This window comes from Streptomyces sp. NPDC051214 (genome assembly GCF_040682375.1).
In the GTDB taxonomy this organism is placed as follows: Bacteria; Actinomycetota; Actinomycetes; order Streptomycetales; family Streptomycetaceae; genus Streptomyces.
The window spans coordinates 12,154-25,773 of record NZ_JBFBAT010000014.1; the positions used below are offsets into that span (position 1 = coordinate 12,154).

Consider the following 13,620-nt stretch of genomic DNA (forward strand, 5'->3'; position numbering starts at 1 on the left):
ATCAGGGACGAGGGTGAGCGCGCGGCGGCGGACGCCGGGATGAAGCTCACGGTCACCGGCGCCACACGGCTCCTGCTCGGCGTCAGCCGCTCTCCGGAAAGAGACCGGAGCCCTGCACGTCCCTGATCCAGTCCAGTGCCTGCTCCGGCTCGGCCACGACGCGCACGGCCTCGGGCACGGGCGGCCTGCGCACCACCACCACGGGCAGCCCGGCCTCGCGGGCGGCCGTCAGCTTGGGCGCCGTGGCCGCACCCCCGCTGTCCTTGGTCACGACGACGTCGATGGCGTGGCGGCGCAGTAGTTGCCGCTCTCCGTCCAGGGTGAAGGGGCCGCGGTCGAGCAGGACCTCCATCCGGGCCGGGTGCGGGGGCTCGGGCGCGTCGACGGACCGCATGAGAAACCACAGCTCGTCCAGGCCCGCGAAGGCCGCAAGCCCCATCCGCCCGCTGGTCAAGAACACCCTGCGGCCCAAGGCGGGCAGCAGCTTCGCGGCTCCCTCGAGCGAGTGGGTCTCGTGCCAGTCGTCGCCCGCCACCGGGACCCATCCGGGGCGACGCAGCGCGAGCAAGGGAACATGGGCGGTGGCGGCGGCGTGTGCCGCGTTGAAACTGATCTTCTTGGCGAAAGGATGCGTGGCGTCGATGAGTGCGTCCACCGTGTGCTCACGCAGCCACGCGGCCAGCCCTTCGGCCCCGCCGAAGCCGCCCACGCGTACGTCGCCGGGCGGCAGCCGGGGGGCGGTCACCCGGCCGGCCAGGGAGTTCGTCACCCGGAGCCCTGGCAGGGCGGCCGCCGGCGGTGCAGCCAGAAGTTCGGCCAGGCGGCGGGCCTCGGTGGTGCCGCCCAGGATCAATACGTGCACGAAAGCTCGGTTCCCTTCATGAATGAGCCCAAGGGCGGTCGTGGCGCCCAACTCAAGCACACCGGCCTGCGGCCCGGCTGGACCACCGGTGCCTGTGCGACCGCCGCGGCCACCGCCGCGTACACCGCGCTGCTGACCGGCGAGTTCCCCGACCCGGTGACGATCACGCTGCCCAAGGGGCAGACCCCGTCGTTCGCGCTGGCGGCCGAGGAGCTGACCGGCTCGCACGCCATGGCGGGCATCGTCAAGGACGCGGGCGACGACCCGGACGTCACCCATGGCGCGCTGGTCCGCGCGACGGTGCGGCGGCTGCCCGCGGGCGCCGGAGTCGTGTTCAAGGCGGGTCCCGGCGTGGGCACGATCACCCGGCCCGGCCTGCCCCTGCCGGTCGGCGAACCGGCGGTGAACCCCGTCCCTCGCCAAATGATGCGCGACCACATCGCCCTGGCCGCGCAGAAGTACGGCGGTACCGGCGATGTCGAGGTCATGGTCTCCGTCGACCACGGCGAGGAGATCGCCCGCTCCACCTGGAACCCCCGGCTCGGCATTCTCGGCGGTATCTCGATCCTGGGCACCACCGGCATCGTGGTGCCCTACTCCTGCTCGGCGTGGATCGACTCCATCCGGCGCGGGGTGGACGTGGCGCGCGCGGCCGGACGCACCCATCTCGCCGGGTGCACGGGGTCGACGTCCGAGAAGACGGTGGTCGCCGAGTACGGCCTGCCCGAGGATGCCCTGCTCGACATGGGGGACTTCGCGGGTGCCGTACTGAAGTACGTGCGCCGGCATCCGGTGGACCGGCTCACGATCTGCGGTGGCTTCGCCAAGCTGTCCAAGCTGGCGGCGGGCCACCTCGACCTGCACTCCGGCCGCTCCCAGGTCGACAAGGGCTTCCTCGGCGAACTGGCCCGCCGCGGCGGCGCGAACGAGACGCTCGCCGCCGAAGTGGCCACGGCCAACACGGGCCTCGCGGCGCTCCAGCTGTGCCAGGCCGCCGGGGTGCCGCTCGGTGACCTGGTGGCGGCCGCCGCCCGCGACGAGGCACTGGCGGTGCTGCGCGGTGCGCCCGTCACCGTCGACGTGGTCTGCATCGACCGCGCGGGCACGGTCGTGGGCCGCAGCACGCTCCGGTAGTCCACGGTGCCGCCGCTCGGCCCGCAACCTGCCCGTCGGGACCGTCAGCAGGAATGCCGCTCCCGCTCGGGCGAGTACAGGTGGCTGTCCCGGAAGTGCTCCGCGCCCAGCGAACGCCCGACCATGATCACCGCGGTGCGCAGTACGTTCGCCTCCTTCACCTGTGCGGCGATCTCGTCGAGGGTGCCGCGGATGATCACCTCGTCGGGGCGGGAGGCGTAGGCAACCACGGCAGCGGGGCAGTCGGCGCCGTAGTGCGGCAGCAGCTCGTCCACCACACGGTCCACGTACTGGGCAGCCAGGTGCAGCACGATCAGCGCGCCACTGCGACCGAGGGTGGCCAGGTCCTCGCCCTCCGGCATGGCAGTGGCCCGGTTGGCGACGCGGGTGAGGATGACGGTCTGACCGACGGTCGGCACGGTCAGTTCCCGCTTGAGGGAAGCCGCCGCGGCGGCGAAAGCGGGCACGCCGGGCACGACCTCGTAGGGCACTCCCGCCGCATCCAGCCGCCGCATCTGCTCGCCGACCGCACTGAACACGGACGGGTCCCCGGAGTGCAGCCGGGCCACGTCGTGCCCCGCTTCGTGGGCACGGAGCAGCTCGGCGGTGATCTCGTCGAGGTTGAGCTGCGCGGTGTCCACCAGCCGTGCGTCCGGCGGGCATTCGGCGAGCAGTTCACGCGGGACGAGGCTGCCCGCGTACAGGCAGACCTGGCAGGCGGCGAGCGTACGGGCGCCGCGCACCGTGATCAGATCGGCGGCGCCGGGCCCGGCGCCGATGAAGTACACGGTCATCTGTCTGCTCCTGCAACGGGATCGGTCGGGTCGGATGTCTGGTGAGCTTGAGCGGCCGTCTTCTGCACGGCCCACTGGGTCACCGGCATGGCCTGGCGCCAGCCGGTGAAGCCGCCCACCGGCACGGCGTGCGCGACCGCGAGCCGCACCAGGTCACCGCCGTGGCGCCGGTAGGCGTCGGCGAGCAGCGCCTCGGACTCCAGCGTCACGGTGTTGGCGACGAGCCGCCCACCGGGGGCCAGCGCCTCCCAGCACGCTTCGAGGAGGCCGGGCGCGGTCAGGCCGCCGCCCACGAACACGGCGTCCGGGGGCGGGAGTTCGGCCAGCGCGGCGGGTGCGGCGCCGGTGACGACCCGCAGCTGGGGCACGCCGAGGCGGGCGGCGTTGCGCGTGATGCGCTCGGCGCGCACCGGGTCGCGCTCGACGGTGACCGCCCGGCACGAGGGGTGGGTGCGCAGCCATTCGACGGCGATCGAGCCCGAGCCGCCGCCGATGTCCCAGAGCAGCTCCCCGGGGGCCGGCGCGAGCGCGCCGAGGGTGGCGGCGCGCACATGCCGCTTGGTGAGCTGGCCGTCGTGCTCGTAGGCGGCGTCCGGCAGGCCCGGCACCGCCCCGAGGCGCAGCGCGTCCGGAGCGCGGCGGCATTCGACGGCGACGATGTTGAGAGGGTCGCCGGGCGGGTGCTGCCATCCATCGGCAGGGCAGGCTTGCGTCGTACGTTCCCGCTCTCCGCCCAGCTGCTCCAGGACCCGCATCGTGCTGGGGCCAAAGCCCTGTTCGCGGAGCAGCGCGGCCACTTCGGCGGGCGTGGCGGCGTCGGCGCTCAGAACGAGGATCCGGCGGCCCTCGTGCAGCGCGGCGGCCAGGCGGGCCAGCGGCCGGCCCACCAGCGTGACGACCTCGGTCTCCTCCAACGGCCAGCCGAGCCTGGCGCAGGCCAGCGCGGTGGACGAGGGGTGCGGCAGGACGTGTACGGCCCCGGGGCCCAGCTCCTCGACGAGGGTGCGTCCGATCCCGTAGAACATCGGATCCCCACTGGCCAGCACCACAATGGCGCGCCCTGCGTGTGCGGCGAGCAGGCCAGGGACGGCCGGCCGCAGAGGTGAGGGCCAGGCGACCCGCTCCCCGGCACAGGCGGCGGGCAGCAGCGCCAACTGTCGCCCGCCGCCCACCAGGACGTCGGCGGCGAGCAGCACCGCGCGCGCGGACGGGGAGAGCCCCTCCCAGCCATCGGCTCCGATACCTACGACGGTCACGGCGGTATCGGCTGCACCCGCTGACTGGGACGGTGCAGATCGTGCGGGGGCCACTGCTCGATACCTCGGGGCTCAGGGGGACAACGAAGGCGCACTTTACTGGGCATGGTCCTGCACGTCAGAGCCCGGGTGCCATCAAGGCAACCCCCCGTCGGCCCCACTGAGCAGTTGCTGATCATGCGCTCAGTCCTACCGTGCGACAAGCGGTCCTACGGTGCGACAAGAGGAGCAGGGCCGGTCAGCCCAGAGATACCGGTCGCACGACCTCCGCGCTGACCCGTACCGTGCCGCTGTGCTCGAAATGCAGGTCGAACGCGATCCTGTCCCCCACACGCCAGTCGCGGTCGGCGGGCACCGTCACATCGCTCGATCTCGGGGTCATGTCCAGCGTGCCCTGGGCGGGCACCTGGAGGCGGTTGGCGGCCGCACGGTAGGCCGCGCCCTTGGGGGTCATCCGGTGTCGGCTCAGGGCGATCCCGTCCGGCACCGCCGGTGACGTCACCTCGGTCAGCTCATCGGCCGAGCTGCCCTGGTTGGTGATCCGGAAGAAGGCCGCCGTTTCGGTGGCCTCGCCCGTCGGCTGGAACACGTGGGCCCGGGTGACCCGCAGGTCGGGCGGCGTGCCGGCGTGACCGAGGGAGGTCCAGGCGGTCAGCCCGCCCAGAGCGACAAGGCACGCGGCCACCGGCGCGGCGACGGCGAGCGCGGACTGCTGGAGACGCTGCACCGGCCGGGCAGGCCCGGTAGTGGTTCCGGACGTGGTCACCAGCTGCTCCTCGCCCGTTGCCGGGGCTTGTGCGTGCGGGCGGGGGTGGGGCCTGGCTGCCAGGTCCGCAGGCGCAGGCTGTTGAGGACGACAAGGACCGAACTGACGGACATGGCCGCGGCGGCCAGCATCGGATTGAGCAGTCCCACCATGGCCAGCGGCACGGTCACCACGTTGTAGCCGAACGCCCACATCAAGTTGGCCCGGATCGTGGCGAGCGTGGTGCGCGACAGACGGACCGCGTCGGCCAGAGCCTCGATGTCGCCGCGTACGAGGGTCACGTCGGCGGCGCCGATCGCCGCGTCCGTGCCCGCGCCCATGGCGATTCCGAGGTCCGCCGACGCGAGGGCTGCCGCGTCGTTGACGCCATCGCCCACGACCGCGACCCGGCGGCCCTCAGCCTGCAGCGCGGCGACCAGGGCCGCTTTGTCCTCGGGTGAGCAGGCGGCGTGCACGGTGTCGATGGCCAGGTGGGCGGCCACTGCCTGGGCCGGGGCCGGGCGGTCGCCGGTGGCCAGGACCGGGTGGACGCCCAGGCGGCGCAGCCGGTTCACGGCCCGGTAGCTGCCGGGGCGGATGACGTCCCCCACGGCGATGAGCGCCATGACCGTCCCGTCGATGCTGACCTGCACGGCGGTGTGCGCGGCTTCCTCGGCGGTCCGCAACGCGTCGGCGAGCGTGTCGGGCACCTCCTCGGCGACGGCGGACACCTCGACGAGGTGCTCCTCGACCCGGCCGCGTACACCGAAGCCGGGCACTGCGACGAAGTCCCGAACGGGAGGCAGGACTTCATCGGCGAGCGTGCGCACGGCGTGCACAGTGATCGCCCTTCCCAGCGGATGTTCGGACGCTTCCTCGACCGCCGCGGCCAATCGCAGCACCTCGCTCTCGGCCAAGGCGTCGGGGACGACGGTGACCTGGGCGACGCTCATGAGGCCCGAGGTGAGCGTGCCGGTCTTGTCCAGCACGACGGTGTCGATGTGCTGCAAACTCTCCAGCGCCTGCGGTCCTGTCACCAGCACGCCGAGCTGCGCACCGCGCCCGGTCGCGGCCATCAGTGCCGTCGGCGTGGCAAGTCCCAACGCGCACGGACACGCCACGACCAGCACCGCCACACACGCGGTGACCGCGGCCTGTGCATCGGCGCCTGCCCCGAGCCAGAAGGCCAGCGTGGTCACCGCGAGCGCGAGGATCACCGGGACGAACACGCCGGCCACGGAGTCCGCGAGCCGCTGCGCGCGTGCCTTGCCGGCCTGCGCCTCGGTCACCATCCGCGTGATACGGGCCAGTTGGGTGTCCGCGCCGACCGCGGCGGCCCGTACGACCAGCAGTCCGCCGGCGTTGACCGCGCCCCCGATCACCGTGTCTCCGGGGCCCGCCTCCACCGGCTCGCTCTCACCGGTCACCAGCGCCTGGTCAACAGCGGAGCTCCCCTCCACCACGACACCATCCGTGGCCACGCGCTCGCCCGGACGGACGAGGAAGGTGTCACCGACGGTCAGCCGCTCCACGGGGATCAGTCGCTCATGCCGCCCCTCACGGACGGCGACGTCCTTCACGCTCAACCGGGCCAGCGACCGCAGCGCGGCCCCCGTCCCCCGCCGCGCGCGCCCCTCCAGGAACCGGCCAACGAGGACGAACAACGGCACGCCGACCGCCGCCTCCAGATACAGATGGGCGACCCCGTCAGCGGCGGAGGGCATCAGCGTGAACGGCATCCGCATGCCCACCTGGCCCGCGCCACCGAAGAACAGCGCGTACACCGACCAGCAGAACGACGCCACCACGCCGAAGGACACCAGCGTGTCCATCGTCGCCGCCGCGTGCCGCACCCCGCGCAACGCCCGCTCATGGAAAGGCCAGGCCCCCCACACCGCGACCGGCGCGGCCAGCATGAAGCAGAGCCACTGCCAGTTGCTGAACTGCAGCGCCGGGGCCATGGAGAGCACGAGCACCGGAACCGAGAGCAGCGCGACCACGATCAGCCTCGACCGCTCGGCGCGATCCGCCGCCGACTCCTGGCCGTCGTCGTCCGTGTCGCCCGCCCGCTCTGGTTGGGGCAGCCGGGCCGTGTAACTCGCCTGTTCCACGGCGGCCATGAGCTCATGCGGGCTGACCTCGCCGGGGTGACTGACGCGCGCACGGCCCGTGGCGAGGTTCACGCTCGCCGCGACCCCGTCGAGCTTGGCCAGCTTCTTCTCGACGCGCCGCACACACGCCGCGCACGTCATCCCGCCGACCGCGATATCGGTGACCGTCAGGGACGGCACAGAAACGGCTCCCATCAGTGACCGCTCCCGTGGTCCATGTCCATCCCGCCCGCACCGCCGGAGTCCGACCCGCCGCCATGCCCGCCGGAGCCGTCGCCGCTGCTGGTTTCGTGCATGCCTGGAGCGACCGGACCGACCGCATGCCCCACGGCGTAGGAAACCCCGAACATCACGGCGAGCAGCAGGAGGAACCCGAAGAGCGCAGGCGGCGGGAGCCATCGGAGCTTCGAGCGCTCGGATGACGGTGACGCGGAGGCATCAGCGCCTCCGTAGGCTTGGCTCACTGCTTCTCCCGGTCGTCTCGGCCACCCGCTCCCCTGCGTCGTGTCAGGGCGCAGTACACGCGGTGTCTTGCCAGTGGTCGGATACGGGAACGGACACGTTCCCGGCTCACGCCGTGAACCGCATCACTTCCACCCGTCCGGAGTACGTGGCCACGCCACTGCGCCGATCGTCACCGTGCCGGCACGGCCGCTCATCTCCTCGTGCGTCCATGGTGGTTGCTCACGCGCCCAACGCCGTACGGAGTCGTCGCTGATTCTTCGGGCAGGCTGAACGCATGACCGACATCTACGAAGGCCCTGTCACACTCGTCATCAACGGAGAGGCGACCGAGGTGATGGCCGCTCTGCAAGCCGTCGACCACCAAGCGTCCAGGACCTGGTCGGGCACGGTGCACGCCGACGGGCTGCAGGCATCGTTCTGGGCCGCCGTGCAGAGCAGCAGCGTCACGGTCCGCATGCCGGACGGTACCCAGGGCACCGCCCGGATCGACATGGACGCGGAGAGTGGAAGCGCCGCGATCACGGGCGACGGCCCTGCACCCTTCTGAGCCACCCCTGCCACCCGTCCTGGCGCGCCCGGCGGGTGCCGCAGCTCGCTCGCGTCAGCTGCCGTGCCCGAGTGCCTGTGCGCGTCGGGCGTGCAGCTCCCGCTGGACGCGGTCCACGTCGTCGGCGTAGGGGCGGTAGAGGAACGTCAGGAACACGACGTTGATCAGCATGAGGATCACCAGGGCCCACAGGAAGACCGTGCGCAGGCCGATGGCGTCACCGAGGAAGCCGGCGCCGAGACTGAAGGTGGCCCAGGCGATCGCCTCGAAGATGGACACGTAGAGCGCGAAGGCAGCACCCCGCAGCTCGGGTGGGGTAATGGCCATGGCCATGGGCCGGTTGATGCTGGGGTTGACCCCCTGTGTGGCGCCCATGAGGGCGAAGAAGACGCCGAACACGGCAATGCTGCCGTGGTCGAACTGCGTGCCGAAGAAGGCGATCAACGCGAAGACGAACTGGGCAGCCTGAAGGACCGCGACCAGTCCGTGGCGCGGGCTGCGCCGGGTGGCCCAGTCGGCCGCGACACCACCCAGCAGCGTGCCCAGGAAATAGCCGATACCGAAGGGCAGCAGCACGATCGACGCCCTCTGCGTGCTGAAGCCGTACACGTCCCCAGGAACACCACCCCGAAGGTGCCCACCAGGAGGTGTCCCAGAGGAGGCGTGAGACTGGGGCGACGAGCTCACCCCGGCCGGACGCTGGTTGTGCAACATCTGGCAAGGACCGTTCCCCCACGCCAACACCGGCGACGACGGCTGGCTCGCGACCGCGCCCGTACGCACGTATCCGCCCAACGGTTTCGGCCTGTACGAGGTCGCCGGAAACGTGTGGGAGTGGTGCGCGGACTGGTTCGCTGCCGACTACTACGCGCACTCCCCCGCCCTCGATCCCCCGGGCCCCCGCGACGGCGAGCGCCGCGTCATGCGCGGCGGCTCGTACTTGTGCCATTCCTCCTACTGCCACCGCTACCGGGTGGCTGCCCGTTCGGCCAACACGCCTGCCTCCAGCAGCGGCAACTGCGGGTTCCGTACGGTGAGTGCGTGACGGGGCGCCACCCTGGGGTCAGGAGGTGTCGTGCCTGCCCGCGGGGGCGGCTGACCGCACCGGCTCCCGGCGTACGGCCGCGGAGGATTCCGCCCACCGCACCGGCTCACGAGCGAGGCCCCGCAACCACTCCCGCTCGCGCGGTCCAGGTCGACGTGGTGGATTGGGTCTGGCCCTCGCGGGGCACCCGTGCCTGCCGAGGCGACACTCCTCTTGGAAAGCAGGCACACACTCGTGACGCACCCCGATGACGTACTCCCCGGCCGGCACGAATCCTTTTGGATGGACACCAGCCCGGCCACGGCCCACCCCTCCCTGGACGCCGCAGCCGAGGTGGATGTCGCCGTGGTCGGAGGCGGCATCGCGGGGTTGAGCACGGCATGGGAACTGGCCAGGGCGGGGCACCGCGTGGCCATACTGGAGGCGGACCGGATCGCGGCCGGGGTCACCGGCTACACCACGGCCAAGGTTTCCGTGCTGCACACGCTCGTCTACGACCGGCTGCACCGCACGCGTGGCCTCGATGCCGCCCGTTCCTACGCCCGGTCCCAGCAGGGCGCGCTCGACCGGCTGCGCGAGATCGTGGCGGAACTGGACATCGACTGCGATCTGGAACAGTGCAGTTCGTTCACCTACGTGGCCCAACCAGGTGACGCGACGGGCGAGAAGACCCTGCGGGCCGAGGCGAAGGCCGCCGCGGAGGCAGGGCTGCGGGCCACGTACGTCGAGGAAACCGGGCTGCCGTTCGCGGTCGGCGGGGCCGTGTGCGTCGCCGACCAGGCACAGTTCCACCCCCGCAAATACCTCCTCGCCCTCGCGGAGGACTTCGGCCGACTCGGCGGGGTGATCTACGAGCGGACCCGTGTCACCGACCTCTCGGAGGGCTCCCCCTGCCAGGTCACCACCGAGGCCGGTCACACCGTCACCGCCCAGCACGTCGTGGTCGCCACCCACTACCCGATCTTCGACCGCGCTCTGCTCTTCTCACGGCTCACCCCCTCCCGCGAACTGGTGGTGGCGGCACCGCTGCCCGCCGGCGATGATCCCGGCGGCATGTACATCACCGAGGACGAGGGCAAGCGGTCCGTGCGGACGGCCCCGTACGGCGACGACGACTCGCAGCGGCTGCTCATCGTCACCGGAGAGGGCTTCACGCCTGGCACCGGAGACCCCACGGAGAGCTTCGCCCGCCTGGACGCGTGGCTGCACGAGCGCTTCCCGACCGCCGGTCCGACCGCATACCGCTGGGCCGCCCAGGACAACTCCTCCACCGATACCGTTCCGCTGATCGGCCCCCTCCACAAGGGCTCCCGGAACACCTACGTGGCCGCCGGCTTCGGCGGCTGGGGCATGACCAACGGCATCCTGGCGGGGCAGTTGATCACCGCCCAGATCGCGGGAGAGTCCCCTGCCTGGGCGGACCTGTACGACCCACGGCGGTTGAAGAGCGTGGCCAAGGAGGCATCCGGATTCCTCTCCGCGCAGGCGAAGGTGGCCAAGCACTTCGTCGGGGACCGGCTGAGCACCGGTCATGTCGACTCCGTGGCGGAGATCGCGCCCGGCACCGGAGCGGTGGTACGGGTCGACGGTGAGCGGTGCGCGGTGTACCGCGACCCGGACGGCACCACGCACGCGGTCTCCGCACGCTGCACCCATCTGGGCTGTCTGGTGGCGTTCAACGAGGCGGAGACGTCATGGGACTGCCCGTGCCACGGATCGAGGTTCGACGTCGAGGGGGCGGTGCTCCAGGGGCCCGCGGTCCGGCCGCTGGAGCGGGTGGGTGAGTTCCCTGACCGAGACACGAAGGGCACGGACACAGGCGGAGGCGCCACGCCGAGCTAAGGCCGGCCTGCAGGAGCCGACCGAGAAAAGGTCCGCGCGGTCACATGGACCGCGCGGACCTTTTTCGGTGCGAGGTGGCCCGGCCGTTTCACCCCTGAAAGAGGGTCAGACCAGCGTGGGGAAACGCTCCCAGACCCGATGTGCGCCCATCAGGTCGGTCAGAGCGTCCAGCGTGCCGGTGCCGGTGTCACCGCTGACCACGCCCGGCGCATCCGCCGGGATGCCTGCTGCGGCCAGTGTGGTCTGCGCACCGTTCCAGCCGCCGATCGCCTTGCCGTGCCGGAAGGCCTCGGACAGCAGCAACAGGACCCGCGGGTCGGTGGTGGTGGGCGCGGTCGTCTTGCGAGCGCTCTTACGGCCCTTGCCCGCCTTCGCGTCCCTGGCACCGAAGGCGTCCGCGCCCGCGCCGGGCGCCCCCGCCAGGAGCAGCGCGTCGAACTCGATGGACCTCGCGGTGGTGTACGTGCGCTGCACGGTGACCGGGTCGCCCGTGGCGTCCAGTTCGCCGCCGGCCGGGGCGATGACCAGGGGGACCATCCCGCCGTCCAGGATGGCCCGACGCGCCGCGCGGACCCCGTCGAGGTCGCAGCCCGCATCGGCGACGATGCCGATGATGCGGCCGTCCAGCGGCCAGGTGTCTCCGACCTGGGAGAGCGCCGGGCTGGGTGCGGACTTCGCCAGCTTCACCGTCGCGGACGGGGCGGGCAGGCCAAGACCGGTCGCCACCTGCTCACACAGCACGGGATCGATGTTGGCGAGGACCTTCAGCGCACGCTCCTTGATCGACTTCTCGTAGCACTTGCCCAACTCGAAGGTGTAGGCGGCGATGATGTGCTCGCGCTCCACGGCCGTCATGCTCAGCCAGAACAGCCGGGGTTGGCTGAAGTGATCGTCGAACGAGGCGGGAGCCTCGCGAACCTTGCGGCCCTGCGGGACCGTCACCGGCCGCTCGACGTAGGCTCCCATGTCCTCCCCGGCCATGAACGGGCAGCCGCCGTCCAGGGAGTTGGGATGGTAGGGAGCCACGCCCCTGTGATCGGCCGTCTGATGCATGCCGTCGCGCAGCATGTCGTTGACGGGCGCGTGCGGGCGGTTGATGGGCAGCTGGCCGAAGTTGGGCCCGCCGAGCCGGGTGAGCTGGGTGTCGAGGTACGAGAACAGGCGGCCGGCGAGCAGCGGGTCGTCAGTGACGTCGATGCCGGGCACCAGATGCCCGACGTGGAAGGCGACCTGCTCGGTCTCGGCGAAGAAGTTCGTCGGGTTGGCGTTGAGGGTGAGCAGACCCACCGGCTGCACCGGAGCCAGCTCCTCGGGAACAATCTTCGTCGGATCGAGCAGATCGATGCCCTCGAAGGTCTGCTCCGCGGTGTCGGGGAACACCTGGATACCCAGCTCCCACTGCGGGTACGCGCCGGCCTCGATGGCGTCGGCGAGGTCACGCCGGTGGAAGTCGGGGTCCACGCCGTTGGTGATCTGGGCCTCCTCCCAGACCAGGGAGTGCACGCCCAGCTTCGGCTTCCAGTGGAACTTCACCAGGGAAGTCGCCCCGTCGGCGGCGACCAGCCGGAAGGTGTGCACGCCGAAGCCCTCCATCATCCGGTAGGAGCGCGGGATGCCCCGGTCGGACATGTTCCACAGCGTGTGGTGGGTGGCCTCGGTGTGCAGGGTGACGAAGTCCCAGAAGGTGTCGTGGGCGCTCTGGGCTTGGGGGATCTCCCGGTCGGGGTGCGGTTTGCCGGCGTGGATGATGTCGGGGAACTTGATGCCGTCCTGGATGAAGAACACCGGGATGTTGTTGCCGACCAGGTCGAAGGTGCCCTCGCCGGTGTAGAACTTCGTCGCGAACCCGCGGGTGTCGCGGACCGTGTCGGCGGAGCCGCGCGAGCCGAGCACGGTGGAGAACCGCACGAAGACCGGGGTTTCGACGCCCTCGCCCAGGAAGGCCGCCTTGGTGACGGCGGCGGCGGTTCCGTAGCCCTGGAACACGCCGTGTGCGGCGGCGCCGCGGGCGTGCACGACGCGCTCGGGGATGCGCTCGTGGTCGAAGTGCGTGATCTTCTCGCGCAGGTGGTGGTCCTGGAGCAGGATCGGACCCCGCTCGCCGGCCTTCAGCGAGTGGTCGGTGTCGTACAGCCGCGCGCCCTGCGCAGTGGTCAGGTACATATCGCCCTGGGCCAGCTCCTCGGGGGACCCGGCACTGGCCTGCCCGGTCGGACCGACCACGGCGGGACCGCTCTGGTCAGGCTTGGGCGGCAGCGGCGGGCGGGGCGTGGTGGGCTCGGCGACCGTGGGCGACTCGGCACCGGGCTTGCCGGGAACACCGTCGGCGGGGCCGGCGCCCGGGGTGAGAGCGGCAACGGCCTTCTTCGCCACGGCCTTCAGGGGGTTCTTCGTACGCCCGCCCTTCGGTTTCTTCGCCGCGATCTTCTGCGTCTGGGGCTTCTTTGTCGGGGGCTTCCTCGTCGGGGGGTTCTTCGGCGCAGTCGCCGTCTTCTTCGTCGCACCTGCCGACTTCTTGGCCGCCGTAGCCGTTTTCTTGGCCGCCGTAGCCGTCTTCGTCGCCGTAGCCGTCTGCTTTGAAGCAGTCGTCTTCCTCGTGACAGCCGTCGTCTTCTTGGCCGTGGCCCCCTTGGCCCTGGTGGCCGTCGGCACGGTCTTCTTGGCGGTCCCCCTGACGGCTTTCGGGGCCGCCGTGCTTCCCGCGGGTTTGTCCGCGGCTGTCTTGGACCGGGTGGTCTTCGTCGACAGCTTCTTGGCAGGCTTCTGGCTCGGCATGCGCTCTCCAACGGTGGGGGGGGGTACGTGGGTGATGCTGTGCA

At 71.5% G+C, this 13,620-nt stretch carries 11 protein-coding genes and 1 pseudogene; 4 read left to right on the forward strand and 8 right to left on the reverse strand.

Annotated features, from left to right (window positions below):
• Window positions 1-82: 82 nt before the first annotated feature.
• Window positions 83-862 carry a cobalt-precorrin-6A reductase gene (locus AB0M70_RS31685; RefSeq protein ID WP_365825346.1) on the reverse strand — a complete coding sequence of 260 codons (780 nt, stop codon included), beginning with the start codon at window positions 860-862 and terminating at the stop codon, window positions 83-85.
• A gap of 18 nt (window positions 863-880) precedes the next feature.
• On the opposite strand from AB0M70_RS31685, the gene AB0M70_RS31690 reads away from it, so the two are divergent.
• Window positions 881-1,996 carry a cobalt-precorrin-5B (C(1))-methyltransferase gene (locus tag AB0M70_RS31690; protein ID WP_365825348.1) on the forward strand — a complete coding sequence of 372 codons (1,116 nt, stop codon included), beginning with the start codon at window positions 881-883 and terminating at the stop codon, window positions 1,994-1,996.
• A 44-nt stretch (window positions 1,997-2,040) separates the two neighbouring features.
• Here the strand turns inward: AB0M70_RS31690 and cobM are convergent, their stop codons facing one another.
• From cobM to AB0M70_RS31715, 5 genes are all read right to left on the reverse strand, one after another.
• A complete protein-coding gene (cobM, locus tag AB0M70_RS31695) occupies window positions 2,041-2,790 on the reverse strand; it encodes a precorrin-4 C(11)-methyltransferase (RefSeq protein WP_365825350.1) in 750 nt (249 codons plus the stop codon).
• Window positions 2,787-4,046, reverse strand: a complete 1,260-nt coding sequence (gene cbiE / locus AB0M70_RS31700; RefSeq protein WP_365825352.1) for a precorrin-6y C5,15-methyltransferase (decarboxylating) subunit CbiE — start codon at window positions 4,044-4,046, stop codon at window positions 2,787-2,789. The genes cobM and cbiE overlap by 4 nt, the downstream gene beginning before the upstream one ends.
• Window positions 4,047-4,284: 238 nt before the next feature.
• A complete protein-coding gene (locus AB0M70_RS31705; protein ID WP_365825354.1) occupies window positions 4,285-4,812 on the reverse strand; it encodes a copper chaperone PCu(A)C in 528 nt (175 codons plus the stop codon).
• The gene (locus AB0M70_RS31710; RefSeq protein WP_365825356.1) at window positions 4,809-7,097 is read right to left on the reverse strand and encodes a heavy metal translocating P-type ATPase; all 2,289 of its coding nucleotides are present in this window, start codon (window positions 7,095-7,097) and stop codon (window positions 4,809-4,811) included. Before AB0M70_RS31710 ends, AB0M70_RS31705 begins: the two co-directional genes overlap by 4 nt.
• On the reverse strand, window positions 7,097-7,366 hold the full coding sequence (locus AB0M70_RS31715; protein ID WP_365825359.1) for a hypothetical protein: 270 nt from the start codon (window positions 7,364-7,366) through the stop codon (window positions 7,097-7,099). Before AB0M70_RS31715 ends, AB0M70_RS31710 begins: the two co-directional genes overlap by 1 nt.
• A gap of 275 nt (window positions 7,367-7,641) precedes the next feature.
• Between AB0M70_RS31715 and AB0M70_RS31720 the strand changes: the two genes are divergently transcribed.
• Window positions 7,642-7,914, forward strand: coding sequence for a DUF4873 domain-containing protein (locus AB0M70_RS31720; RefSeq protein ID WP_365825361.1), 273 nt, complete (start codon window positions 7,642-7,644; stop codon window positions 7,912-7,914).
• Between the two features lie 54 nt (window positions 7,915-7,968).
• Here AB0M70_RS31720 and AB0M70_RS31725 read toward each other — a convergent pair whose 3' ends face one another.
• Window positions 7,969-8,523 carry an MFS transporter gene (locus AB0M70_RS31725; RefSeq protein WP_365825363.1) on the reverse strand — a complete coding sequence of 185 codons (555 nt, stop codon included), beginning with the start codon at window positions 8,521-8,523 and terminating at the stop codon, window positions 7,969-7,971.
• Window positions 8,524-8,584: 61 nt separating this feature from the next.
• On the opposite strand from AB0M70_RS31725, the pseudogene AB0M70_RS31730 reads away from it, so the two are divergent.
• Window positions 8,585-8,959, forward strand: a pseudogene (locus tag AB0M70_RS31730) (SUMF1/EgtB/PvdO family nonheme iron enzyme); the annotation flags it as partial.
• Between the two features lie 282 nt (window positions 8,960-9,241).
• Complete coding sequence (locus AB0M70_RS31735) at window positions 9,242-10,801, forward strand: FAD-dependent oxidoreductase (protein ID WP_365825365.1); 1,560 nt, start codon at window positions 9,242-9,244, stop codon at window positions 10,799-10,801.
• A 105-nt stretch (window positions 10,802-10,906) separates the two neighbouring features.
• Here AB0M70_RS31735 and AB0M70_RS31740 read toward each other — a convergent pair whose 3' ends face one another.
• Window positions 10,907-13,576 carry a catalase gene (locus AB0M70_RS31740; protein WP_365825367.1) on the reverse strand — a complete coding sequence of 890 codons (2,670 nt, stop codon included), beginning with the start codon at window positions 13,574-13,576 and terminating at the stop codon, window positions 10,907-10,909.
• Window positions 13,577-13,620: the final 44 nt, after the last annotated feature.